Annotated in this window: 21 protein-coding genes and 3 tRNA genes; 4 read left to right on the top strand and 20 right to left on the bottom strand. The window is 33.9% G+C overall.

Going from position 1 to position 25418, the window contains the following annotated elements:
- Positions 1 to 3 precede the first annotated feature (3 nt).
- From HX049_RS04610 to HX049_RS04600, 3 genes are all read right to left on the bottom strand, one after another.
- Positions 4 to 76 (bottom strand) — tRNA-Lys (locus HX049_RS04610).
- Between the two features lie 48 nt (positions 77 to 124).
- Positions 125 to 197: transfer RNA gene (locus HX049_RS04605), tRNA-Lys, on the bottom strand.
- A gap of 36 nt (positions 198 to 233) precedes the next feature.
- A tRNA-Lys gene (locus HX049_RS04600) sits at positions 234 to 306 on the bottom strand.
- Between the two features lie 129 nt (positions 307 to 435).
- On the opposite strand from HX049_RS04600, the gene HX049_RS04595 reads away from it, so the two are divergent.
- Positions 436 to 954 carry a shikimate kinase gene (locus tag HX049_RS04595; protein ID WP_286414384.1) on the top strand — a complete coding sequence of 173 codons (519 nt, stop codon included), beginning with the start codon at positions 436 to 438 and terminating at the stop codon, positions 952 to 954.
- Here the strand turns inward: HX049_RS04595 and HX049_RS04590 are convergent.
- From HX049_RS04590 to HX049_RS04580, 3 genes are read right to left on the bottom strand one after another with little or no spacing between them, the layout of a single operon-like run.
- A complete protein-coding gene (locus HX049_RS04590) occupies positions 951 to 1448 on the bottom strand; it encodes a phosphoribosyltransferase family protein (protein ID WP_286414382.1) in 498 nt (165 codons plus the stop codon). The two genes, HX049_RS04595 and HX049_RS04590, sit on opposite strands and share 4 nt — an antisense overlap.
- On the bottom strand, positions 1441 to 2025 hold the full coding sequence (locus tag HX049_RS04585) for an SAM-dependent methyltransferase (protein WP_286414380.1): 585 nt from the start codon (positions 2023 to 2025) through the stop codon (positions 1441 to 1443). The genes HX049_RS04590 and HX049_RS04585 overlap by 8 nt, the downstream gene beginning before the upstream one ends.
- Positions 2018 to 2458: an RNA-binding S4 domain-containing protein gene (locus HX049_RS04580; protein WP_286414378.1), complete on the bottom strand. Its 441-nt coding sequence runs from the start codon at positions 2456 to 2458 to the stop codon at positions 2018 to 2020. The genes HX049_RS04585 and HX049_RS04580 overlap by 8 nt, the downstream gene beginning before the upstream one ends.
- An 80-nt stretch (positions 2459 to 2538) precedes the next feature.
- Between HX049_RS04580 and HX049_RS04575 the strand changes: the two genes are divergently transcribed.
- Entirely contained in the window at positions 2539 to 3717 is a 1179-nt protein-coding gene (locus HX049_RS04575) for an EF-hand domain-containing protein (RefSeq protein ID WP_286414376.1), read from the top strand.
- A gap of 130 nt (positions 3718 to 3847) precedes the next feature.
- On the opposite strand, the gene HX049_RS04570 is transcribed toward HX049_RS04575, so the two are convergent.
- The 5 genes from HX049_RS04570 to HX049_RS04550 form a co-directional block, all read right to left on the bottom strand.
- Entirely contained in the window at positions 3848 to 4810 is a 963-nt protein-coding gene (locus HX049_RS04570) for a transketolase family protein (protein WP_286414374.1), read from the bottom strand.
- A 21-nt stretch (positions 4811 to 4831) separates the two neighbouring features.
- The gene (locus tag HX049_RS04565; protein WP_286414373.1) at positions 4832 to 5683 is read right to left on the bottom strand and encodes a transketolase; all 852 of its coding nucleotides are present in this window, start codon (positions 5681 to 5683) and stop codon (positions 4832 to 4834) included.
- Between the two features lie 200 nt (positions 5684 to 5883).
- Positions 5884 to 8349 (bottom strand): phosphocholine-specific phospholipase C, encoded by a 2466-nt coding sequence (locus tag HX049_RS04560; protein WP_286414371.1) that lies wholly within the window; start codon positions 8347 to 8349, stop codon positions 5884 to 5886.
- A gap of 5 nt (positions 8350 to 8354) precedes the next feature.
- On the bottom strand, positions 8355 to 9827 hold the full coding sequence (locus HX049_RS04555; RefSeq protein ID WP_286414370.1) for a SusD/RagB family nutrient-binding outer membrane lipoprotein: 1473 nt from the start codon (positions 9825 to 9827) through the stop codon (positions 8355 to 8357).
- Positions 9828 to 9838: 11 nt separating this feature from the next.
- A complete protein-coding gene (locus HX049_RS04550) occupies positions 9839 to 13006 on the bottom strand; it encodes a SusC/RagA family TonB-linked outer membrane protein (protein ID WP_286414369.1) in 3168 nt (1055 codons plus the stop codon).
- 248 nt (positions 13007 to 13254) lie between these two features.
- On the opposite strand from HX049_RS04550, the gene HX049_RS04545 reads away from it, so the two are divergent.
- Complete coding sequence (locus tag HX049_RS04545) at positions 13255 to 14040, top strand: ABC transporter ATP-binding protein (protein ID WP_286414366.1); 786 nt, start codon at positions 13255 to 13257, stop codon at positions 14038 to 14040.
- Here the strand turns inward: HX049_RS04545 and HX049_RS04540 are convergent.
- The 3 genes from HX049_RS04540 to HX049_RS04530 all read right to left on the bottom strand — a co-directional run bounded on the left by HX049_RS04540 (position 14024) and on the right by HX049_RS04530 (position 16541).
- Positions 14024 to 15028, bottom strand: a complete 1005-nt coding sequence (locus tag HX049_RS04540) for a cation diffusion facilitator family transporter (RefSeq protein ID WP_286414365.1) — start codon at positions 15026 to 15028, stop codon at positions 14024 to 14026. The two genes, HX049_RS04545 and HX049_RS04540, sit on opposite strands and share 17 nt — an antisense overlap.
- A gap of 11 nt (positions 15029 to 15039) precedes the next feature.
- The gene (locus tag HX049_RS04535) at positions 15040 to 15609 is read right to left on the bottom strand and encodes a pseudouridine synthase (RefSeq protein ID WP_286414364.1); all 570 of its coding nucleotides are present in this window, start codon (positions 15607 to 15609) and stop codon (positions 15040 to 15042) included.
- 104 nt (positions 15610 to 15713) lie between these two features.
- A complete protein-coding gene (locus HX049_RS04530; RefSeq protein WP_286414363.1) occupies positions 15714 to 16541 on the bottom strand; it encodes an alpha/beta hydrolase in 828 nt (275 codons plus the stop codon).
- An 837-nt stretch (positions 16542 to 17378) separates the two neighbouring features.
- Between HX049_RS04530 and pepT the strand changes: the two genes are divergently transcribed.
- On the top strand, positions 17379 to 18623 hold the full coding sequence (gene pepT, locus HX049_RS04525; protein ID WP_286414362.1) for a peptidase T: 1245 nt from the start codon (positions 17379 to 17381) through the stop codon (positions 18621 to 18623).
- A 56-nt stretch (positions 18624 to 18679) separates the two neighbouring features.
- On the opposite strand, the gene HX049_RS04520 is transcribed toward pepT, so the two are convergent.
- The 6 genes from HX049_RS04520 to HX049_RS04495 all read right to left on the bottom strand — a co-directional run bounded on the left by HX049_RS04520 (position 18680) and on the right by HX049_RS04495 (position 25028).
- Complete coding sequence (locus tag HX049_RS04520; protein ID WP_286414361.1) at positions 18680 to 19768, bottom strand: toxic anion resistance protein; 1089 nt, start codon at positions 19766 to 19768, stop codon at positions 18680 to 18682.
- A 9-nt stretch (positions 19769 to 19777) separates the two neighbouring features.
- A complete protein-coding gene (locus HX049_RS04515; protein ID WP_286414360.1) occupies positions 19778 to 20536 on the bottom strand; it encodes a hypothetical protein in 759 nt (252 codons plus the stop codon).
- Positions 20536 to 21327, bottom strand: a complete 792-nt coding sequence (locus tag HX049_RS04510; protein WP_286414359.1) for a hypothetical protein — start codon at positions 21325 to 21327, stop codon at positions 20536 to 20538. The genes HX049_RS04515 and HX049_RS04510 overlap by 1 nt, the downstream gene beginning before the upstream one ends.
- 180 nt (positions 21328 to 21507) lie before the next feature.
- The gene (gene rpsA / locus HX049_RS04505) at positions 21508 to 23262 is read right to left on the bottom strand and encodes a 30S ribosomal protein S1 (protein ID WP_006258796.1); all 1755 of its coding nucleotides are present in this window, start codon (positions 23260 to 23262) and stop codon (positions 21508 to 21510) included.
- Between the two features lie 264 nt (positions 23263 to 23526).
- A complete protein-coding gene (locus HX049_RS04500) occupies positions 23527 to 24549 on the bottom strand; it encodes an EamA family transporter (RefSeq protein ID WP_286414357.1) in 1023 nt (340 codons plus the stop codon).
- 2 nt (positions 24550 to 24551) lie between these two features.
- Complete coding sequence (locus HX049_RS04495; RefSeq protein ID WP_286414356.1) at positions 24552 to 25028, bottom strand: Lrp/AsnC family transcriptional regulator; 477 nt, start codon at positions 25026 to 25028, stop codon at positions 24552 to 24554.
- Between the last annotated feature and the right edge of the window lie 390 nt (positions 25029 to 25418).

The raw sequence follows: 25418 nt of genomic DNA, 5'->3' as shown, positions 1-25418 counted from the left end.
TTGTGACCCGACTGGGGCTCGAACCCAGGACCCCAACATTAAAAGTGTTGTGCTCTACCAACTGAGCTATCGAGTCAAATACCAATTCCTAAAAATCGATATAATAATGTATGTATTTTCTTAGTGACCCGACTGGGGCTCGAACCCAGGACCCCAACATTAAAAGTGTTGTGCTCTACCAACTGAGCTATCGAGTCATGCAATTTTGAAATCGAAATTATAAGTCTTACTAGTGACCCGACTGGGGCTCGAACCCAGGACCCCAACATTAAAAGTGTTGTGCTCTACCAACTGAGCTATCGAGTCGTTATTTCAATTCCTGATTGCGGGTGCAAATATAGGAGCTTTTTTTAAAAATCCGACACATATTTGTTTTATTTTTGACTTTTATTTTTAAATTCATCCTAACACTCTAATAAACAACCCCTTGTTTTTATGAAAAAAATTATTCTTTTAGGCTATATGGGTTCTGGTAAATCAACTATTGGTAAAATACTGGCAGAACAACTAAAACTGAACTTTATAGATTTAGACAATGAAATAGAGAAAAAACATCAAATGTCAATTTCAACCTTGTTCGAAACGAAAGGAGAAGTCTATTTTAGGAAGCAAGAGCACCTATTATTACACGAGATAATAGATACTCAAGATAACTTTATTCTAAGCTTAGGTGGAGGAACTCCATGCTATGCTAATAATCATTTAGCATTACAGAGAGAGGATATCTCATCATTCTATTTAAAAGGCTCTATTAAAACACTAGCAGATCGTCTAGAAAAAGAAAAAGAGCATCGTCCTCTTCTTAATCAGAATTCAGACGATACTCTTGAAATTTTTATTGCTAAGCATTTATTTGATCGTAGTTATTTCTACCATCAAGCTAAAACGATTATATCTATAGATGATAAAACTCCTAAGCAAATAACTCAAGACATCATTAATCATATTAATTAGCTTAAATAAGCATACTCTTCATCTCCATCAAAGACAACCTGAATATGTTCTAATAGTGATGTAGATAATGATATCCCTTTAAAGTCAGCTTTAACGGGATATTTTTTATGATTACGATCCACTAGTACTGCTGTTTTTAATTTCTTTAATGGCACATCTAAGAAATGCTTTACTGCATATATTAATGTTGCACCTGAATTTAACACATCATCTACTAGTACTACACACTTATCTGTATAAACTTTACTATCTAATGAAGTTTCTATTGGATTAATAGGGTTTTGTTTATCGATACGCACTTCACAAAGAGTTACCTTTATAGGAGATATATCTTGCAATGCCTCACTAATCTTTTGAGCAAAAGTATACCCACTATTCGCTATACCAGCGATTACTATTTCATCCTCATCTATATAAGTCTCATAGATCTGATAAGCTATACGTTTAGTAGTAAACTTAATTTGCTCTTTAGTTAAAATATTTTTTTTAGTCATGTTGTTTATTAATTATAAAAAATAACTCTCTACCCGCTCTAGGCTTAATAGAGTTATGTGCTGTTTCTAATACATTAACCTCAAACTTGTTACTAAACAAATCTAAGTACTCTTGTTTATTTCCTCCGAAAGGAGGCGTCTCTTGATTAAAATAACAATCAAATAATACACCTACTAACTTTCCTCCTGGTTTTAATAAATCATACATCTTATCTACATAATCAGTTCTCTTTTCAATAGGCAACGAACAGAAGAACGTTTGCTCTATAATAAGATCATATTGTCCCTCATGTTCAAAGAAATCTTCTAAAATCACATCTCCATAAGGAAAATTATTCATCAAACCATAAGCTTCTAATGCTCCAACAATAGTAAAGTCTAATCCACTAATATTAGTAAATCCTTTCTCGTACAAATACATCAACTCATGTCCGTGTCCTATACCTGGCACTAAAATAGCTAAATCTTTCTTTGTCAATTGATCTATATACTCCTGAATAGGAGTTGTTATACTACCAGCATTCCATTGCGCCTCACTATTAACATACTTCTTCTCCCAAAACTCTTTATCAAACATCTGCTTCTGTATCTTTAAAAGAATTATTGCTCTCTACATTCTCTTCTCCTTCTATGATATCATCGTCTTCATAGTCGTGAAAATCATCTATATCTCTTCTATCCTTTTTAGTCGGACGTCCAGTTCCTTTAGCTCTATAATAGTCCTTCGACAACTTTAACAACTCTAAGTGCTCAAATGCCTCTGCAGGAGTCTCATCCTTGCGATAAATATCCACTAGTTTAGCTCCTACTCTATTAGCAGGTATATCTAATACTGTTAGTTTATAAGTTATTTGATCTTTTCTCAATGTAATTTTATCCGTAGGGAAGACTTCTCTAGAGGCTTTAGCTGCTTGTCCATTCACCGTGATATGTCCCTTTTTACAAGCTTCCGTTGCTATATTTCTAGTTTTATAGTATCTAATACACCATAAATATTTATCAATTCGCATAATTTCGTATTAAATTTCTCTAACAAAGTACACAAAAATAAAGTAAAATTGTATCTTGCACTACTAAAATAAGTCAAAAAATGAATAGATTATTTACAGTTTTAGGTCTTGCTTTTCTAGGACTAACAGCTGCCAATTGTAATAAAGATGACGGTAATGGTGGAAATGAAGTTGTAAACCTAAGAGACCGTAAAGAAGTTCGTGATGAAAATGCAAAGCAAATAGAAGAGTTCTTAGCTCAAAACTACTTGATTATTGAAGGAGATAATATTCGTTTTGATAGTATTAGTAATCCTAATAAACCTAATCCTAATGTAGTCCCTCTAAAAGATGATAAAAGAATCAAAATAGAGCAGCAAATCATTACATCTGACAACTACGAATACGAAGCTGTTAGAAACCCGAATGGAACTACTTCTTTAAAGTTTTCTAAACCTAAAGACGAATTAGAATATACTATAGCTTATTTTATTGTTCCTGATGCTGATGGAAACAAACAAGAAGGAAAAGGTGATTATATTTCTACTATAGATTCTGTATTTGTAAAGACAAAATCTTACTCTTTAAAGAATGAATCTTTTGACAACAATGGGAATATAGGAAGTTATTATTCATTTCCTATTACACTAAAGGAGTTCGCCCTTATGTCACAAGGGAATTATGGTCTTATACCAGTTCAGTTAAAGACAGCAGAAAGACAACTATTAACTAAAGTAAAAACAGCTCCTACTACAGCTCTTGGGGAGAATGGTATACCTACTTATGAAAAAGGATCAGCAGGTAGAATTATTGCTTTTATACCATCAGGTGTAGGATATTTTAATGCTGGATACGGTTCTAAGCTTAAGGCATACCAACCACACATTATCGATATGACACTTATAGCAAAAAAAGAACGTGATCACGATGGGGATGGTATCCTTTCAAAGTATGAAGCAAAACAAGTAATCGAAAAATCATCAGAATTAGGAAGAGCACTTGAAGATGATGAGATTCGCGCACTTAAATTAACGATTAAAGATTACTTTGATTTTGATACGGATGAAGATGGTGTACCTAATTTCTTAGACGATGATGATGATGGTGATGGTATACTTACTAAAACTGAATTACAGTATAAAGACAAGAACAACAAAAAAGCATATTATCAATACTATGATCCTATTCTAAAAACTTGTTCTAATGTATTTAGATACCTAGACAGAACATGTTTCCCAGATCAGAAAGATGGTGAGGTAATTTGGCCTACTAAAAAATAACAAATAAGATTATATACAAAGAGGTAGATTATTCTACCTCTTTTTTTTGTCCTATTCACTCATTATACTACTATACAAAAAAACCTGCTTGATTGCTCAAGCAGGTTTCTTATATTAGATATACTTTTAATTATCTTTTGAATTTACGGTTGATTACTAACTGTGCTTTCTCAACGATAGCTGCAGCGTTTAAACCATATTTTTCCATTAATTGTTCTGGAGTACCAGATTCACCGAAAGTATCTTGTACAGCTACGAACTCTTGAGGTAATGGATTGTTTAAAGCTAATACTCTAGATACGCTTTCTCCTAGACCACCTAAGAAGTTGTGCTCTTCAGCAGTAACTATACATCCTGTTTTTGCTACTGATTTTAAGATAGCCTCTTCATCAAGAGGTTTAATAGTATGAATATTAATTACCTCAGCAGAGATTCCTTTTGCTTCCAACTCTTCAGCTGCGATTAGAGCTTCCCATACTAAGTGTCCTGTAGCTACGATAGTCACATCTGTACCCTCGTTTAACAGAACAGCTTTCCCGATAACGAACTTCTCATCAGCAGGCATAAAGTTAGGCACTACTGGACGTCCAAATCTTAAATAAACAGGTCCATCATGTTCAGCAATAGCTAAAGTAGCCGCTTTGGTTTGGTTATAATCACATGTATTGATTACAGTCATATTAGGTAACATCTTCATCAGTCCAATATCTTCTAAGATCTGGTGTGTAGCACCATCTTCACCTAATGTTAATCCAGCGTGAGAAGCACATATCTTTACATTCTTCTCAGAGTAAGCTACAGATTGACGGATTTGATCATAAACACGTCCTGTAGAGAAATTAGCAAAAGTACCTGTGAAAGGTATTTTACCTCCGATAGTCATACCAGCAGCTAATCCAATCATATTCGCTTCAGCAATTCCTACTTGGAAGAAACGCTCTGGGTGATTCTTTTTAAAATCATCCATTTTTAATGAACCGATTAAGTCAGCACATAATGCTACTACATTCTCATTCTTTTGTCCTAATTCAGTAAGTCCTGCACCGAATCCTGAACGTGTATCTTTACTTCCTGTATTTATATATTTTTTCATTTTTGATTCAATTTAAGTGGATTAATAATCTCCGAATGATGTTTCTGGGTTTTGTTTTAAAGCTTCTTCTAATTGTGCATCACTAGGAGCTTTTCCATGCCATGCATGTGTATTCATCATGAAGTCTACTCCATTACCCATTTCTGTTTTTAACAATACACATACAGGTTTTCCTTTACCTGTTTTAGCTTTTGCTAATTCATATCCAGCAACGATTGAATCAATATCGTTTCCTTTTTCTATCTCAATAACCTCCCAATCAAATGCTTCAAACTTAGCTTTCATAGAACCTAAATTTAATACATCATCAGTTGGTCCGTCTATTTGTTTTCCGTTTAAATCTACAGTAGCGATTACATTATCCACCTTCTTAGCTGATGCATACATAATAGCTTCCCAGTTTTGTCCTTCTTGTAACTCACCATCTCCCATTAAAACGTAAACAAGGTGATTGTCCTTATTTAATTTTTTCGCTTGTGCTGCTCCTACTGCTACTGAAAGCCCTTGTCCTAATGAACCTGACGCCATACGCACTCCTGGTAATCTATCATGAGTACATGGATGTCCTTGTAAACGCGTATTGATTTTTCTGAAAGTAGCTAATTCACTTACTGGAAAATATCCACTGCGTGACAATACGCTATAAAATACTGGTGAAATATGTCCATTAGATAAGAAGAAGATATCTTCATCTGTTCCGTCCATATTAAACCCTTCTTTTCTATCCATTAACTTTTGATACAAAGTCACTAAAAACTCTGCACAGCCTAAAGATCCTCCTGGGTGCCCAGAACTTACAGCATGTACCATTCTAAGAATATCTCTTCTTACTTGAGTAGTTAACTCTGTTAATTGTTGTGTGTTTGGTTTCATTATTTTTTCAATAAATATTTACACACAAATATAAGATTATTTTACGGTAATCACTGTCTTTTTAAAACACTAAATAGTTCATAAATCTTTACTGTCAAAAGTCTTCTTATAAAACTCTTTATTGATGCTAAGTATCCTTCTTACTCAATACAAAAAAGGAGACCTTATCAGTCTCCTCTTCTATATCTAATAAATAACTGTTACTTAGACAGACTTGCCATAAATGGATCCGTTATACTTGCTTGACCATTTTCGATATGACCCGCATAATGTTGCTTCCACTCTTTATCTTCTTTACAACTTATTATTAAATCATACCAACCTTTTGATCCTGTATAATCCCATTTCAGTAATTCTTCTTTATTAGGAAGTAATTCTACAACCATTGCTTCTTTTAAATATAAACTATTGTCCAAAGCAACATTTACAGTTTTCACACCATTATTTTTTAATTTCACAGAGATACTTAAATCTGTATGTAAAAGAACCTCAACATAAATATCTAAGTTACTCTTACTCCCTCTAAAGCTTCTAAAGAATCCATTAGGACCATGTACATTATAGTGATACTGATCGCTATCTTCTATCTTCCAGTAATAATCCATTGGTTCATTATCTCGAACTGCAAAGTCCCAAACTCCTCTAGACTGACTACCACCTATCATATCATATACTTGTACAGGAGCAGTATACACCTTATTCTTTAACTGATTAGACTCAACAGTCAAGTCCATCTGTAACTGTGTTTTACTGGCTGCTAGTTTCACGTTCACATTCAGATTATAAGGTAAAGCACATGCTTTCTTTATCCCTTCTTCTTGTTTAGGAAATTTGGATAACAGTGTCCAATGCTTACTTTCTAAAACTTCCTTCTTTGTAAATGCATTAAAGTCTCCAGGTACTTTCTTCTCTTTTGCATTCATTATTCTAGCGATATAATTATTGCGATCTACAAAATCCAAATCTACCTCTCTTAAGTCTCGTTCAGATTGGAACACACTCGTCATATTACCACACACTTCTCTTCTCCAGCTAGATATATTCTCTTCGATTACTTTTTTACCAGTCTTTTTTTCAATAAAATATTCTAAAAATTGTAGGGTAGATGTTAAGTCTAATACCTCCGAGTTTACCCATCCTCCTCTAGTCCAAGGTGAAGCTATAATCATAGGCACTCTATACCCTAGCCCTATTGGACTAGCTAATTGACTATCTGATTTTCTTGTTCTTACTCTTTCTTGTTCTTTAGTTACCCACTCATCTTGTGTGTCCATTCCTTTAGCAGCTTTTCCCATAGACTTATCTGTCGTTAATGGAGGGACAAAAGGAGCAATATGATCAAAATAACCATCATTCTCATCGTATGTCAACACAAATATAGTCTTCTTCCACACCTCTGGGTTCTTCGTTAGGATATCTATTGCTTCTGATAAATACCACGCCCCAAACCATGGCGCTGAAGGATGATCCGAAAAATTACACGGTGCAACTAACCAACTTACCATAGGCAACTTATCTTCATCTACATCTTTTCTAAACTGATAGAAGACATCTCCTTTAGGTACTTCCATTGTTTTCTCCACGCCTTTCTCCATATAGGTCATTTGCTCTAACTTGTGATAGTCTGGATCTCTTGTATTAGTAGTAAATGCTTTCTTATGAATAGCTTTATCAAATTCGCTTAATGCTTCAAATTCAGAAGGAGAATATAGAATAATATCTTTTTCTAACTGTTGTATCATACCTTCTAATTCCTGTATTTTATCTTTAGCGAGAGTCTTGTCACTCAGACTTCCTTTTAGTCTCTCTAGTTCTAATAGCATATAGTCATAATGAGCCTTGTGAAAACGCACATTATATTGCTTATAGAACTCTAAATTATTATCTGTAAAATTCGCCAACCAACTCTCCGCATACCCCTCGAATCCTACAGGAATACTTAACTCATTCTGATATACTTTCCACGACACATTAGCTTTTTCTAATCGTTCTGGATAAGTAGTCCAACTGACATCTTTATAGTTTATCTGTCCATTATCTACATGGGCTACTGAGTTTGGATCCCTCGGTTGTTCACGGATAGCTCCTGCCCAAAAATAAGAGCGATTAGCACTTGTACCTGTCAGAGAAGAACAAAAGTGCTGATCACATACCGTAAAGGCATCTGCTAATGCATAATAGAATGTAATATCCGCCCTTGAGAAATACCCCATCGTCAGTGGTAAATCTTTATACTCTGCATTCCCTGGTCGTTTAGCTATCAACCAATTATCCATTTTACCTTCATTACGAGCCCCCACCATATCCTTCCAGCTATGTGGTAACCCTCCCATCCAAGTGACCTTAGTATTCTCTATGTCCAGTCTAAAAGGACCATAAATATCTTTGTAAACATCTGTCTGAAACCATACAGGTAGACCATCTTTAAGTCTCATAGCTCTAGGATCATTAAATCCCCTAACTCCTTTTAAAGTTCCAAAGCAATGATCAAAAGACCTATTCTCTTGCATTAAAAAAACAATATGCTCCGCATCTAAGAACGTAGATCCTTCAGGAGCTTTAATATCAAATGCTCTCTGGATAGATGCTGGCATAGCCTCTGCAAAAAAGAGTCCGCTTGAAAATAAAGCAGACTTCTTTATAAAATCTCTTCTTGTAGTACTCATATTTCTTATTTTAACCACCAAGTGATACCGCGAATATTGTCAGCTCCACCGAATTGGCTATTTAGTGCTTCTTGTAATTTAGCCTGATTTCTATTATACTCTGTTTGTGGATATAACCATCTCGTAGGAGGTGTTATTCCTTCTTGTATTTTAAATTCTGGATATCCTGTGCGCAAATGATCGTAATAAATCGTCCAATTCGATTGATGAAACATAGTAATATACTTCTGCGTCAGAATCTGTTTTAATTGTACCTCAAGATTTCCAGCTTGGTACTTTACTTTGGGTTGATTAATATAACTTGTAAAAGCATCTTTTGTATAATAACTAGCCATTCCCTTTGCATATGTACCGTAGAAATTAAAGTTTGCCTCTATCCCCTTATTATAAAATTCAGCAGCACTACCTCCTATCCATTGGCGAGCAGCTGCCTCAGCTAATATGAACTGTAATTCAGAATAACTCAGTATAGAAGTAGGTTCATTAGTAGGATCTAAGTAATAACGGCTTTTGATTTTAGAGATATTTTTGGTCTGTACTAATTTTTCATTCTCTGCATAAGGCACAGTAGGATCTCCTCCATTATATCCACTAAAATCTGTTATAGGCAGACCTTTTTCTAAAGCTGTTGATGTCTGTTGTGCAAAAGCAAATAACCTAGGATCTTTTAAATCTTGTAGCAAATTAACAAATGTTCCTGACATATACATACTTGATCCATAAGAACTTGAATTAAACTGAGGATAACGACTTCCTGCTTGATCGAAATACATCAGTTGCCCGCTATCAGCATTACTTTCTAAGAGGTTTCCTACATTATATATTTTTGCAAATTGTTCTGCTACTTGGATAGTACCAACTGTTTTTTTCTTAGATAAACTCATCAACACCTTTAATTGATATGAGTTTATTAGCTTTTTCCATTTATCAGTATTTCCTCCATAAATTATATCTCCTTTAATAGAGGGTTTATTTTGAATCATAGAGGCTGCTAACTCTAGTTCTTTTAAGACTCCTACAAAAACATCCTCTTGTTTATCATACTTAGGAAACGGAACTTTCTTCTCTCCTAATAAGGCTTCTGAGTAAGGTACATCACCGAAGGTAATCGCTAATTCATAAAAGAACCTAGCTTTAAGAAAATGACCTATAGCTATATACTCCTCTTTATTTGTACGCTTCGCTTCATCCATCATTTTTTGGACTTGTAACAAATCTTTATACGCTGAAAAGCTAGAACTATTCCACTTAAAGTATTGACTAGTATTCTCTCCATCCGTCTGAATAATCATTCGAGAAGCATACTCTTTGCTAATTCCATTTAATGCAAAAGCTGACTTACTCACTTTAGGTAATATCAAGTAAGGATCTGCCTCCTTTACTCGATTAGGGTCTTCGCTTAATTTATCTAAATCTTGACAACTCCCCATTGATATAACTACTAGAACTAAGGCTGCTATTTTTATATATTTTTTCATTTGTATCAGTATTAAAATTTAATATTCACTCCTAAACCTACCCATCTCGTTGACGGATCTTGAATATCATTAGAAGTAGTGATTTCATAATCTGGATCAGAATAAAGTCCTTTTGACTTTTTCCAAATCAATAAGTTATATCCTGTTAATGAAGCCGATAGTTGAGTAATCTTCTTAGATTTTATCATTTCTGTAAAGTCGTAAGAGATAGCTAGTGTTCTCAACTTAAAGTACGTTCGATCAAATACGTTCGCAAATAGTTTATTCTCTTTCTCTGTTACTCGAGCGCGATAAGGATAATTCTGTGCCCAACTTTGCCAACTTACTGCTCCTGTATGTTTTTGGAACTGGCGAGTATCAGATATTACATTGCCATTTACATCTGTAATTAATTCTCCTGACACTATATTTACCCCCTCTGGTACATAAACAGGTTTACCTGTAGCATACTCCTGATCTCTATACTGAGTTGATTTAGGATGTTTCCCTCCCCACCACATTTTTTCTACTACTTGAGAGCGAGTAACCCCTCCCCATATTCCATCAATACCGATATTTACATTCCAGTTTTTATACTTAAAATTGTTATTCCAACCTAAAGTCCATTTAGGATCAAAGTTTCCTAGTTTAGTAGCTTGCTTATTTCCAGTAGGCATTCCTGTTTTAGCATCTAAGATTACTTGACCATCTGGTGCTTTCATCCACTCTATATCGTAGTAAGAGTCAGCTCTATCGTTTAATTTTAAATTTCCGTATTTAGCAGCACCTCCATGTATCTTTGTAATTCTACGTTCTCTTGTGCTCCAGTTTACAGTAGAATTCCACTGAAAATTATCTTTTTTAATCACCGCCCCAGCTAAGCTAAGCTCCCATCCTTTAGTGGTATACTCATTTCCGTTAAGCAACATATTATCAAAACCCGAAGCCTCTGATACTGGAAATTTAATTAAGAAGTTAGAATCCAATACTCTATAATAAGTCAGATCAAAATTTAGACGTTTATTAAAAAAAGCAGATGACAACCCTAATTCAAAAGAATTAGATTTCTCTGGAAGTAAACTTAAATCCAATATAGAATTAGGATATTCTACCATAGGATTACCATTAAATGAAGGTGTGACTGGAGAATATGCAGATTGTAATTGATAAGGATCTAAATCACTTGATACTTGAGCCCATGAAGTATATAGTTTTAAATAATCTACTTGTTTTGGCATTTCTATCAGATTAGATAATAATACACTCAAAGAAGTAGAAGGATAGAAATAAGATCTATTCTCTTTAATCAAACTTGACGACCAATCATTTCTAGCTGCAAATGTAAAGAAGAACGAATTAAAGAAATCTAACTCTACTGTACCATATACACTATTAACAGCTTTCTTTTCTAAACGATTCTCTGCTGTTACAGGCCCTGTCGAATTCCCTAAGTTATATACACCTGGTACTGTTAATCCATCTGCTGCAGAATAACTCCTGTTGTACTGACTATATCTAGAAGCAGCTCCAGCATTCACATCTACACTCATAAAGTCGGTCAAATCCTTTGTATACATCGCTAAGAAATCATACTCTAACTTTAAGTTTTTAGCATTGTCTATACTATATCCTCCTTCTCTACTTGCGCTATAATTAAAGTATGATTTAGGACTTTGTAACTCTTCTTTATTACTTGAAGACACAACAGAAGCTCTTCCTTGAAACTTCAGATCATCCGTAGCGTCATATCTAAGGGCCATCTGTCCTGTCACAATATCTTTATTCCAAATCCTCTTAAAGTTTTCAACCCCAAACCATGGGTTATTATACCATGCATAGTTCCAGTTCGCTTGACGATACCCCTCCATACCTGGTACCCACAGATTATTCTTTAAATCTCTTCCATTGACATCTGATCCTAACCATATCAGGACAGTATACATATGTCCACTAGGATTATAATCATAATTAGGAATATTAGGAGAATAGATATTTGCATAAGTAAGCTTGGCATCTAATGCTAATTTTTCTGTAAGTTGAGTTGTTGATTTAAAAGAAAGATTACCTCTATATAAACTTGTTTGAGGTACGCGATCCTTATTATAATTAAACTCTCCTCCTAATCTATAAGATGTTTTCTCTCCTCTATTGGCTACAGAAAAGCTTGTTCTTGAGTTCACTCCTGTCTCTAGAAATTCTTTTAAGTTATCGTGATATTCCCATGCTATAGGTACGCGCTCATATCTAGATTTATCATTGTACATTGTGCCCTCTACATTACCATACCAATCAATAGTCTGTCCTGTCTGCTTATCGCGAATGGGACTATTCCATTGGGCTATTTTTAAACCTGATGTAAACTTAGGTCCCCAGTTCATATCTCCATCACTTATCCCACCGTCTTTTCCATCCCAGAACTCATACTTACCATCTGATCCGTTACCGTACTCTTTTTGTGTTTTTGGGTAGACTGTAAATCCTGCACTTATCATCGTATTCTGTGTCAGCGTCACCTCTAGTCCCTCTTTTTTAGCTCCTTTAGTTGTAATAAGGATAGCCCCATTACGTCCGCGAGATCCGTATAACGCTGAAGCACTTGTCCCCTTCAATACATTAATATCTGCGATATCTTCTGGTGCGATATCATAGAAGTCTGTATCTACAGGAATATTATCCACGATTACTAAAGGTGTTTTTCCCCTAAGAGAGAACTTTGGCCCCTGTAATAATCCTGGGGCATTAGATACCTGAAGCCCCGAAACTTGTCCTGATAATAGGCTTCCCATATTAGGTGTGGCTACTTCTTGAGTTCTAGCCACATCCACTTTTTGTGTGGAATATCCTACTTTTTTTTCAGCTTTACTGATACCCAAAGCAGTAATAATAACCTCGTCTAAAGAAGAGCCTTCTGGGTCTAGAGCCACCTTTATACTCTGTTGTACACCTACGGGTACTTCTTTATTATTATATCCGATGAATGAAAATACGAGTACATCTGTGTCTAATACTTCTATCTTAAAAGTACCGTCTAAGTCAGTACTTATTCCTTCTTGGGTGCCTTTTATATATACAGATGCACCAGGTAGAGAAATGCCTGATTCGTCTACTACACTTCCTTGAAGTGTACGTTTTTCTTGAGCATAAATAAGGGTTATACAAAAGAATTGGACAACTATTCCAATAAGTAATTTTTGTTTCATTTGATTGTGTTATTATTACAAAGACAAATCTAGACCTGGCATTTTATCTTAATATTAACACAACACTAACTAATCACTATATTCTCATTTTCAAAATAATACTAATCAAATAATTTCTTAACCTTAAAGAAACATAGTACCAAAAAACAATACTCTAACTTAATCTCACGAGTCCGTTCAAACATATTACTTTTATAATACAGTTGATTTAACTACATTTAGTCTTTATTATCACGTAAGTATAGTACATGAACACACCTATTTTAAAAACAGAAGCACTGAGTATAGGATACCCACTAAAGAAAGGAGAATATAAAATTATTCAGCAACAACTAAATATTGAATTAAAACCAGGGGCAATGACTTCTCTTTTAGGTATTAATGGAATAGGGAAATCTACTTTATTAAGAACTCTGTCGTCGAACCAGCAGATAATCAATGGAAAAATACAGGTACTAGGAGAAGAACTGTACACTTATAGCAAGTCTAAGTTAGCTACTATCATCAGCATAGTACTAACAGAAAAAATACCAGTCTCTGAACTAACAGTAAGAGAATTAATACAAATAGGAAGGACTCCTTACCTTAACTACTATAGTACTTTAACGGATAAGGATCACGAACTAGTAAACCGAGCAATACAATTAACAGAGATACAAGAGTTAGTAGATAGAAATATGAATCAACTCAGTGATGGACAGTTACAACGTGTGCTCATCGCTAGAGCCATTGCCCAAGATACACCTATCATTATATTAGACGAACCTACTAATCACTTAGACTTACATCATAAAGTAGCCTTGTTTAAACTGCTCCAAAAGTTAGCACATGAAGAACAGAAAGCTATTCTATTCTCTTGCCATGATATGGATTTAGCTATTGCTTTTAGCGATGATATCATTGTACTTAAAAAAGATTCGAATATACAAGGACAGACGGATACACTAATAGAACAAGGGGTCTTCGATAACTTCTTCGAAGATGAAAACCTTAGCTTCAATAGAGCACAAAAGCGTTTTATCCTTGTGGAGTAGTTGAGCTATTATGTCTCTTATTCTTAGAGATATTTTCTATCGTCCACTCTATCTGATGTTCAAACTCAGCTTGGCGATAAGCACAATTTTCTACTTTACAGATCACACATGAGAATGGCTTACAATCGTCCATGTGAACGAATAACTCCATATCTGCTCCAAACTTCTCGATTATCTCCTGTTCTAATTGTTCTACCTCTTTATGCCCTTCTACGATATTAAAATACCATGGTATGGTCATATGGCAGTCAAAGTGTAATACTGCTCCATACTTAATAATACGTAGATTATGAAGGTCTATCCAGTTAGCTCTGCGGTGTTCTTGCAAATACTCTACAACTTCTTTTAATAAAAGTTCGTCTGTTTCATCCATTATACCAGATATCGCGCCACGTACAATCTTGTATCCTGTGACAATAATAATCCCTGCGAATAATAATGCAACACCACTATCTAACCATCCATATCCCGTAAAATAAAGTAAAATCAAACCAATAATAATACCTATAGTAGAATACGTATCTGACTGAAGATGTCTACCACTCGCCACTAAAGCAAGTGACTTATTTGTTTTTCCTTTTTTAATAGCGTACCAACCTAGTACATAATTTACTACTGCTGTTATCGCTACTAAGATTATTCCGTAATCTAACTGTCCTACAGGTTGTGGATGTAATAAATTACGCACAGCTTCGAAGATGATCACTAGTCCTGCTAGAATAATCATTCCCCCTTCTACAGTAGCCGAGATAAACTCTACTTTTCCATGTCCATAAGGGTGATTTCTATCTCGGGGTAACGCTGATAAGTATAAACTATACAATCCTACAAAACCACTAATCACATTAATGACACTCTCTAAAGCATCTGTCAATATAGCTACTGAATGTGTTAAAGACCAAGCAAGTATTTTAATAACAAATAATAATACTCCTACTATGGCTACTATCTTCTGAAATTGATAATTCTCTTTTGCTTTAGTATTCATCCTGGCTTAGATTATAATTGGTCTACTTCTTTTACTTCTCCTACTCGCATCCCTTCTAATGATATCTGTCCTATACGCACACGCACTAATCTTAGTGTAGCATGTCCTACATGAGCTGTCATCTTTCTTACTTGTCTAAACTTACCTTCTGTTAAGACTAAACGCACCCAACTCGTAGGCCCATGTCTCTCATCTCTAATGCGTCTGCCTTCGCCTACCCACTCTGGCAATCGTTCTAATCGTTCTACTACACAGGGCTTAGTTAAGTATTTCTCCCCTTTTACCCCGATAAGTACTCCATTTCGCATTTGCTCTACAGCTTCCTCCGAAATGATGCCATCTACCTGTGCGTAATACTCCTTTTCATAATGAGCCCCTCTTACGCGCTCACTAGTCATACCATCTGTTGTCAAAAACAGTAACCCTTCAGAGTTCTCATCTAATCTACCGATAGCCATAGTCCCTTCAGGAAAATCATATAATTCTCCTAACTTATGCTTCGTTCTCTTCTTCTCATATATAAATTGGCTGATATAACCATGTGGTTTATATAACAAAAAATGTCTATGTGTAGATTCCATGATTAATGTCTCTATGGGGATTTATTCTGCAGACAAAGTTAGTTATTATATAGAGTATGATTATTAGGATTTGATTATAATTTAATTCTAATATGCTATCTCTCTTATTTACTTTCTACTACAGCATTCATATTAGTCATAAATGTATCTATAGCCTTAATATATCGCTCACCATGTGTAGTGTCTGATAATGCTTGGAATCCCTGAAGATGAGCTCCTTTATACAATACGACTTCACTCTTAGCATTCAGAAACTTAGCTCTGTAACTATCATTAGGAGAGGTCAATCCATCTCTATCTCCAGCAAAATATAAGACTGGTAAAGTCAGCTTACTCAATGCCAACTCATACTGTGCAGCACTGCTAGGCAATGTATAGTCTTTCTCTAAAAACTGTTTTAGCTTGCTAATAATATCTTGTGGGCTAGATACAAAACCTTCTGCTATCAAGAAATCATACTTCACATCTGTATATAATAGCGTACTGGCTATCGTGCCCATCGAAAGAGCCCAAACCCCTACTGGCTGCTCAAATCTCCTCTGACTATACTCTACTACTGCTTTTAAATCTGTGACAAATTCGTCATAATACAGCTGTGTCTCTATCATATCGAATGCTTGACTCTCTCCATATCCTCTATAGTCAAACATCACTACAGTATAGCCGTGCTTTGCTACTTCTAATACTTGTCTTACATAATAAGACATATTACCAGCATCGCCATAGGCTAATACCAATACTTTCTTTAAGTCCTTATCCTTAGGCGGAAAACAAATCCAAGATTTTAATTTATAATTATCCTGCGTGACAATCTCTAAGGCTTCAAAATTCAATGTCGAATTAGCAGGATGATCTACATACTCCTTCAACGGCTCTACTGCCCAAGACAAATAACTGATTAATACTAAAAATATAGATAGAACAATTCTCATCTGAACTCTTATTTTGTTTCTTCACTCAAATATACAATTTTACAATAGTCTAACGTTACTAAACTTACTTTCTAACAATAAGTTCCTATCTTCTTTTTTCTTGCTCTAAAATTCGATAGTAGAGGTGTCCTAAAAAAGAAGCCTTTGTTTTTCTGTTATTTATGATAAAAAAGAGTTCTTAAAGGTTCTATTTCAGAAAATTCATTACTATTTTTTTCTATTTTGCCCACTTTAGTCTTTTATTAAGCTCATTATTAGAAAAAACACCACTCTTTTTTATTTATCTAAAAAACATAATACACTAATAAACAACAACTTATTAAAATATATTATGTTCATTACAAACCTATCCTTAGTCATAATCTCAGTAAATATGGGCTTTACTACTCAGCTCTTCGACAATACATGGACAATAAGTCGAGTTTAGTGGAGCTATAAGTCTTTTGTCTAATAAATCTCCTTCTATATATCTCGTATTCTCCATTTAGTAAGTCACAATACCCACTATACATAGTATCTACTCTTCTAAAATAATCTATGACTATACTACATAAGAACATAAAGCACTGCTATTATATCTAAGTATCAATAGTATAGATCACCCTCAATAAAAAATATCAATTCACCTAGAGTACTGATCAGCTAGCAAATAAAAAGGTATGTTTATCAATTTCAATGAACAAATTCAAAAAAGGAAGAGCTCAATACAATCCCCGTAAATCCTTTAAAGACAAACTCTTTTATTACCTCTAGTTTATCTTTTTAATAATACCCTAGTGATAATCCTTCTAATCAACTTTTAATTATTATTTTTGTTACACTAAAATATTATACATTATGCAACATATCATTGACCGTTTCATCAGTTATGTAACTGTTGATACTGAATCTGATTCATCTTCAAATACTTGTCCAAGTACTGAGAAACAATGGGATTTAGCTAACAAATTAGTTGAAGAGTTAAAACAAATAGGTCTAGAAGACGTAACTATCGATGAGAACGCTTACATCATGGCTACATTACCTAGTAATGTAGATCACGAAGTGCCTACTATCGGGTTTATCGCACACTTCGATACTTCTCCTGACTTTAGTGGTGCTAATGTTAAACCTCAAATCGTAGAAAACTATGATGGTGGAGATATCGTATTAAACGAAGAATTAAACGTTGTCTTATCTCCGTCTTACTTTAAAGATCTTCTTCAATATAAAGGACAAACTATCATCACTACTGATGGTACAACTTTATTAGGAGCTGATGATAAAGCTGGTATTACTGAGATAGTATCTGCTATGGAATATCTAATCCAACACCCTGAAATCAAGCATGGTAAAATCCGTATCGGATTTACACCTGATGAAGAAATCGGAAGAGGAGCTCATTTATTTGACGTTAAAAAATTCGGTGCTGAGTGGGCATATACTATGGATGGTAGCCAAATCGGTGAATTAGAATACGAAAACTTCAACGCTGGGTATGCTAAACTTACTTTTAATGGTAAGAGTGTTCACCCTGGATATGCTAAAGGAAAGATGGTTAACTCTATCTTATTAGCTAACAAGTTTATCTCTAAATTACCTAAAGATGAAGTTCCTCAAAAAACAACAGGTTATGAAGGGTTCTTCCACGTACATACTGTAACAGGTAGTATAGAAGAGTCTGTGGTAGAGCTAATCATCCGTGATCACAACCTTAAGAAATACGAGAAACGCAAAAAACTTGTGGCTAAATTAGCTAATAAGTTTAATAAAAAACATGCTAAGAAATTTGGTGGGCCTATCGTTAACTGCGAAATCGGTGACCAGTACTTCAATATGCGTGAAAAAGTAGAGCCTGTAATGCATATCGTAGATATCGCTGAGGAAGCTATGAAACAATTAGATATCAAACCATTGATCAAAGCTATCCGTGGTGGTACTGATGGTTCTCAACTTTCATATATGGGATTACCATGTCCTAATATCTTCGCTGGAGGGCATAACTTCCACGGAAAATATGAGTATGTGCCAGTAGAGAGCATCGTTAAAGCAACACAAGTAATTGTTAAGATCGCTGAGCTTACTGCTGCAAAGGCAAAATAATTCTTATTTGACTGTATAAAAAAAGGAGATTCATCAGAATCTCCTTTTTTTATATCCTATTTATTTGTGTCAGTATTCCCTAATAAATGTTTCTTTAATTCATTCTCTTGTTCTTTTAACTCTATCTCCACAGCTCTTCTTTTTTCACGTCCCTCTGTCTGAATTCGAACAATCTCATCTATTGTATTAATAATATCAGTATTTACTTTTCTAATCGTTTCGATATCTACAATTCCTCTTTCTGTCTCCTTAGCAATCTTCACAGTTGAATCTTTAAGCATTTCACTATTTCTAGTTAGTAAGTCATTAGTTGCATCAGTGACTGCTTGTTGGGCACCTAACGCTTGCTGTGAACGCGCTATTCCAAGTGTCAAGACCATCTGATTCTTCCATAAAGGTAAAGTATTGACAATACTAGATTGTAACTTCTCCATCAACATTAAACTATTGTTCTGTACCATTCTGATCTGTGGAGAAGACTGTAAAACAACCATTCTAGTCAACTTTAGATCATGTACCTTTCTATCAAAACGAACAACTTGCTGTTCTAAATCTTTATAAGCTTGTACTTTAGCAGGATCATTCTCAGATTCTACTTCAGCTTTTAAACGAGGTAACTCAACTGTATTTAACTCATGGAGTTTCTGATCACCTGCGGCTATATAAAGAGAGAGTTCTTTAAAATATTTTTTATTTTCATCAAATAGTTTGTCAAACATCGCTACATCTTTCATCATAACCTTATAATGACGTTCTAGCTGTAGTTCAATAGCATTGATATTAGTTTCTACCTTATTATATTGTGTTTGAAGTCTATTAATTTTCTTCTTGATGCTGTCGAACATAGGAAATAAGCTTTTCTTATTCGCTATTCCTTCAAAAGACTTTACGTCTTCTCTTAAAGAAACTAATATACCTGAAGTTTCTCCTAAATCTCTAGTCTGTACTTGTTTTAATACTTCTGTTGCGAATGTACTTGCTTTTAATTGGCTACTAGCTCCATATTGAATAACTTGAGTAGTATTAGACAAGTCTATACCTTTTTTATACGATTCTATTTGCTTCAATTCTTCTGGAGTAAACTCTACATTTATTTCTGGAGCTAGTGTATGCTCATCTCGCATTTGTTGAATATCTTTTTCCATAACTTCTATTTATAATAAACCTCTGTTCTTTAGATTTTGTATATAGACTTCAGAATCTATATCTATGGTTAAATGGTTATATCTCGTTTTATTACTTAATTCATTTTCGAATGCGCTAATAACACTAAGTAGTGTTGTTCTTATTTTACTTTCAGCTAATCGAATAATATCATTATCTAATTTAGATAATTCTATCTGATGATACTGTTGTAGCATATTTTCTATAGAGTAAGCGTGTCGTTCAATAAATAATTCACTAATATGCTTATTATCTTTAGTAATAGATTTAGTCAACTGAATCATACTAGCAATACTTCCTCTTACCTCTTGTTGTTTAATTTCTTGTTGCCAAACTACTAAATGATCTATAAAATCACTAACAGACAATACTTCTGATATTTTCTTTCTGCGCATAAAGTCTAAATAATCATAATCAGTATTCCATCTTATTTTAATAATAGACTTAAGGTGTACTCTTCTTAAAAACTCTTTTAAGTACATAGCGATAACTAATGCACCACTTAAAATAATTGCGAAGAATAGAATGTCTACTCTACTAGAGTCTTTATATAGAATGTATGCAAAGTAACCTCCTATATACAAACCACTCCATAGAATACTAGCTATGACTAAATTCTTAATCTTACCTACCACTCCCATATAAAGCATAGCTAGCGGAGGTAGTACAAAAGGAAATAGAATAGCTAAATAACTAAGCCCCCCTACCTTTAATTCCCAATTTTTAGATTGATGCGTAAACCATCCCATTATAACAATCCCTTTCCTTTTAATACTGATAAATAAACAGAAGCTTCACCATCTACTGTTAGAACTTGAGTCTCTATGATTTGAGATAACTCGTTCTCTAATGCAATCCTAGCATACTTAACTAAGTTTTCTAACTTCGCGATAGATTGCTTTACTTCATTATTCTGACGATAGTTATTGATTAACTCTATATATTGAATCAATGCATTCTCTATAGTAGATACATGACGCTCTAATAACAGGTCAGTACTAGCAGATTCTTTTAGCACTATAACACTTATTAAGCGAAGAATCTCATCAATCTCATAAACGATAGTAGGATTAGATATCTGTCTTCTAAACGTCCTTAAGTTGGTAATAAAAGACTCTTTTAACGACTCAGAAGACTGTACATCTACTAGCTGCTCCATTATTGTGTGGTAGTTGTACTCTCTATTCTTTTCTAACTTAATATAATTTTTTAAATCTAACCTCTGCAAATACTCTGGTAGATATAAAGCTAAATACACTACATAAATATAAAAGCTTATATAATTCAACGTTAACAATGAAATGGGACTCTCTCCTGCTAAATAAACAAATAAAGCAATCAACAAAACTAATAAGTAAACAAGTGAAATCAAGAATGAGGTCTTAATCCAATGCGTAATCTTCACTTGATAGCCAAAGATCATTACTACTAAAGGGGTAAGAACACCTAAACTTAAAAAGCTAATAATACCTACGGTACCAAGTAGCACAAGCCCTTCCCTTATTTCCCAAGTTTTGTTTCTGTTAGTAAACCACCCCATTAATATTCGTTTAATATATATTTTAAAGATATTAAAATATTCTATAATACTCAATAAATTACACTTCAGCAGTAATAAGATTATCAAGTAAATTCTTAAAATAAATCATGTACTAGAATTTACTACATAAAAAAAGCCCTAACATAAATGTTAGGGCTTTTGAAATTTATAGGTTAGGAATTATTTTCCTTTCTCCATTCTTTCTTTTAATTCAGCTAAAGCGTCGATATCACCTAAAGTTGTTTTTTCTGCAGAATTATTTGCAGTTTCAACAGCTTTTACGTTTTTCTCTTCTTCTTCACGGAAGATAGAAGTGTGAGAAGCAACTACTCTTTTGAATTCTTTGTTGAACTCAATAATTTTGAATTCAGCAGTTTCACCTTTTTTCAACTTTTTACCGTCTTCTTTTTCTAAGTGACGAGTTGGGATGAAAGCTACAACATCATCTTCGAATACTACAGTAGCACCTTTGTCAACTAATTCAGAGATTTCTCCTGAATGTACAGTTCCAACAGCGTAAGCATCTTCGTATTTATCCCAAGGATTAGCAGTAGTTTGTTTGTGTCCTAAAGATAATTTACGTCCTTCAACGTCTAACTCTAATACAACTACGTCTAATTTATCTCCTACGTTTACAAACTCAGATGGGTGTTTGATTTTCTTAGTCCAAGATAAGTCAGAGATGTAAATTAATCCATCAATTCCTTCTTCTAATTCTACGAATACACCGAAGTTAGTAAAGTTACGAACGATACCATTATGTTTAGAACCTACAGGGTACTTAGAAGTGATATCAGTCCAAGGGTCTTGAGTTAATTGTTTAATACCTAAAGACATTTTTCTCTCTTCTCTATCAAGAGTTAAGATAACTGCCTCTACTTCGTCTCCTACTTTAACGAAATCTTGAGCTGATCTTAAATGAGTAGACCAAGACATCTCAGATACGTGGATTAAACCTTCAACACCTTCAGCAACTTCGATGAAAGCACCGTAATCAGCTAAAACAACTACTTTACCTTTAACTTTGTCTCCAACGTTTAAGTTAGCATCTAAAGCATCCCATGGGTGAGCGTATAATTGTTTTAAACCTAATTGAATTCTTGTTTTCTCATCATCAAAGTCTAAGATAACAACATTTAATTTTTGGTCTAACTCTAATACTTCACTTGGGTGGTTGATTCTTGACCAAGATAAGTCAGTGATGTGGATTAATCCATCTACACCTCCTAAGTCAATGAATACACCGTAAGAAGTGATGTTTTTAACAACACCTTCTAACACTTGACCTTTTTGTAATTGACCGATAATTTCTTTCTTTTGAACTTCGATATCAGCCTCGATAAGTGCTTTGTGAGAAACAACAACGTTTTTGAATTCGTGGTTAATTTTAACTACTTTGAATTCCATTGTTTTGTTCACGTATTGATCGTAATCACGGATTGGTTTAACGTCAATTTGAGAACCTGGTAAGAATGCTTCGATTCCGAATACGTCAACGATCATACCACCTTTAGTTCTACATTTAACGAATCCATTAACAATTTCTCCAGACTCGTGAGCAGCGATAACTCTATCCCAAGCTTTGATTGTACGAGCTTTTCTGTGAGATAATACTAATTGTCCGTATTTATCTTCTCTTACGTCGATTAATACTTCAACTTTGTCTCCAACTTTTAAGTTTGGATTGTAACGGAACTCGTTTAAAGAAATAACACCTTCAGATTTAGCGTTGATATCAACGATAGCATCTCTGTCAGTAATTCTAACTACAACTCCTTCTACTACTTCTTCGTCATCAGTAGAAATAAAAGTTTTTTCTACTAAGCTTTCGAATTCTTTTAATTGAGTTTCTTCAACTGCATCGATACCATTTTCGTAGTTTTCCCAGTTAAAATCCTTTAAGAACTCTTCTTGTGTTTTAATATTTTCAGACATCTCTGATAAAAATTTGTATTCTAGATTTTATAAGTTTCTATATATCAGAATAAAATACTAGAAGTTGTTTAACATTTAAAATTGATACTTTTAGTGAAACTTCTCTGAACTAAAAGCGGTGCAAAAGTATAATAATATATTTGATATACAAAAAATTAAAGGCATTATTATACTATCAATACATTGTTAATCAAATGCATTAGAAGCAAAAAAGGTCTATGCTAAAAGCAATAGACCTTTTTTTATATTATATGAAAATAACTTCTAGTTAGTTACATTCAATTTCTCTTTATCACTAGCAGATGCTTTCGACTTCTTATTAAATATCTTAATAAACTTACTATTCTTATATAAGTCCCAGTTCATTAAACCTACACTTAACAATACTACTACTAATCCTCCTATCTGTAAGCTAGTAATAATATCATCTGTAAAGAAATAGCTCAATGCCACAGCTACAACAGGATTAACATAAGCATAAGTACTAACCTCTACAACTGGTCTGTTCTGAATCAACCAAATATATGAACCAAATGCCAATATAGATCCAAAAGTTATTAGATACCCCAATGAAAACCATCCTGAGATAGATACTTCAATAGGATCAAATGCTGCAAACTCTCCATTTAATAATGCAACTAAACAGAATAATACTCCAGCAGTAATCATCTGCCAAGAAGTTTTAACCATTACATGAAGATCTTCTCCTTCATCAGTATTCTTATCTTTAGAATATTTTGAATACAAAGATCCAGCTGTCCAAGCAATAGAGCCTAGAATCAATAAGACCATACAAAAAATATTCAACAGACGTTGCGATTCATCACTAGCAATATTTATTTGCTCAGCAAATAGCATGATCACACCAACAAAACCAAGTATTAATCCTAATACAGTAGGAATACTAGAAAAATTATTCTTCCATTGAGGTTTGTCCAATATAACAAACCATAAAGCTGCTGCTGCTGCCATAATAGCTGCAATACCACTTGATACATGTTGTTCTGCCCAAATCAGAGCCCCCATATCAATAAAAAGCAATAAAAACCCAGTGATACATGCTTGCTTAACTACTTTCTTATTGAACAATTTATACCCTTTCATTTTACAGTAAGTCAACAAAAGAATACTTGCACTAAAGAAACGTAGTGTTCCTAAAACAAAAGGCGTAAAATCACTTAATGCTTTGTGAATAAAAAAGAATGTTGATCCCCAAACAAAATATACAACGACATAAGCTGCAACAACAGTGCTTTTACTTGTGCTATTTGTACTAACTGCTCCCATAACTAATACTCTAACCTTTCTGGTATAATTAATTTATTTTCCTCTTTAACTGTTTGTAAAACTATAATTGTTCTAGTTGAAATAATTCCTTGGATTCTTGATAAAGAATTTCTCATTAAATGTACCAAAGCTAATGAATCAGTTGTACGTACTTTAATCATATAACCATCATCACCAGCAATATCGTGTACTTCTAAAACTTCTGGAATTTCTGCCAAAAGTCTGCCTGTCTCTTCATCACCAATAATTTCATCAACCTTAATAAAAATAAAAGAAAGCATCTTTTGATCTAACGCTTTAGGATTAACTTTTGCGTGGTAAGCTAATAGAACATCCTTGTTCTCTAACTTCTTTACTCTCTCCAATACAGCAGAAGGAGCCATACCTAATTCCTTTGCTATATCAGAATTATTAATTCTAGCATTATCCTGCATCAATCTCAGAATCTTTAAATCAATTTCATCTAACTTATATTCCATCCCTTACTATTTAACGAGTGCAAAGATATACACAAAAAGAATTATATACAAATATTTTAAAATAATTTAGAATATAATTCGGTAAATATTTTTAACTACAGAATTATATACAACAAAAGAAATAAATTGGGTTACGGAGGTAATGAAAAAAGATAAAATACAAATATAGCACAACATTTTATTTCCATATAATGTCAAGAGATGTTAGAGCTAACAAGTTTTTCCTTTTTAGATTAACTAAGCTTTTTTCATAATCTTTAACTTTTGTTACTACTACCTTCTTGTACGAGGAAACAAAATAGACTTACTATATCTATACAAACAAAAAAATCCCCAACCTCTAATGAGATTGGGGATTCTATAAAGAAAGGCGGCGACATACTCTCCCAC

It is taken from the genome of Myroides odoratimimus, assembly GCF_030326305.1.
Taxonomy (GTDB): Bacteria; Bacteroidota; Bacteroidia; order Flavobacteriales; family Flavobacteriaceae; genus Flavobacterium; species Flavobacterium odoratimimum_A.
This window is presented reverse-complemented; position numbering and strand designations above follow the sequence as displayed.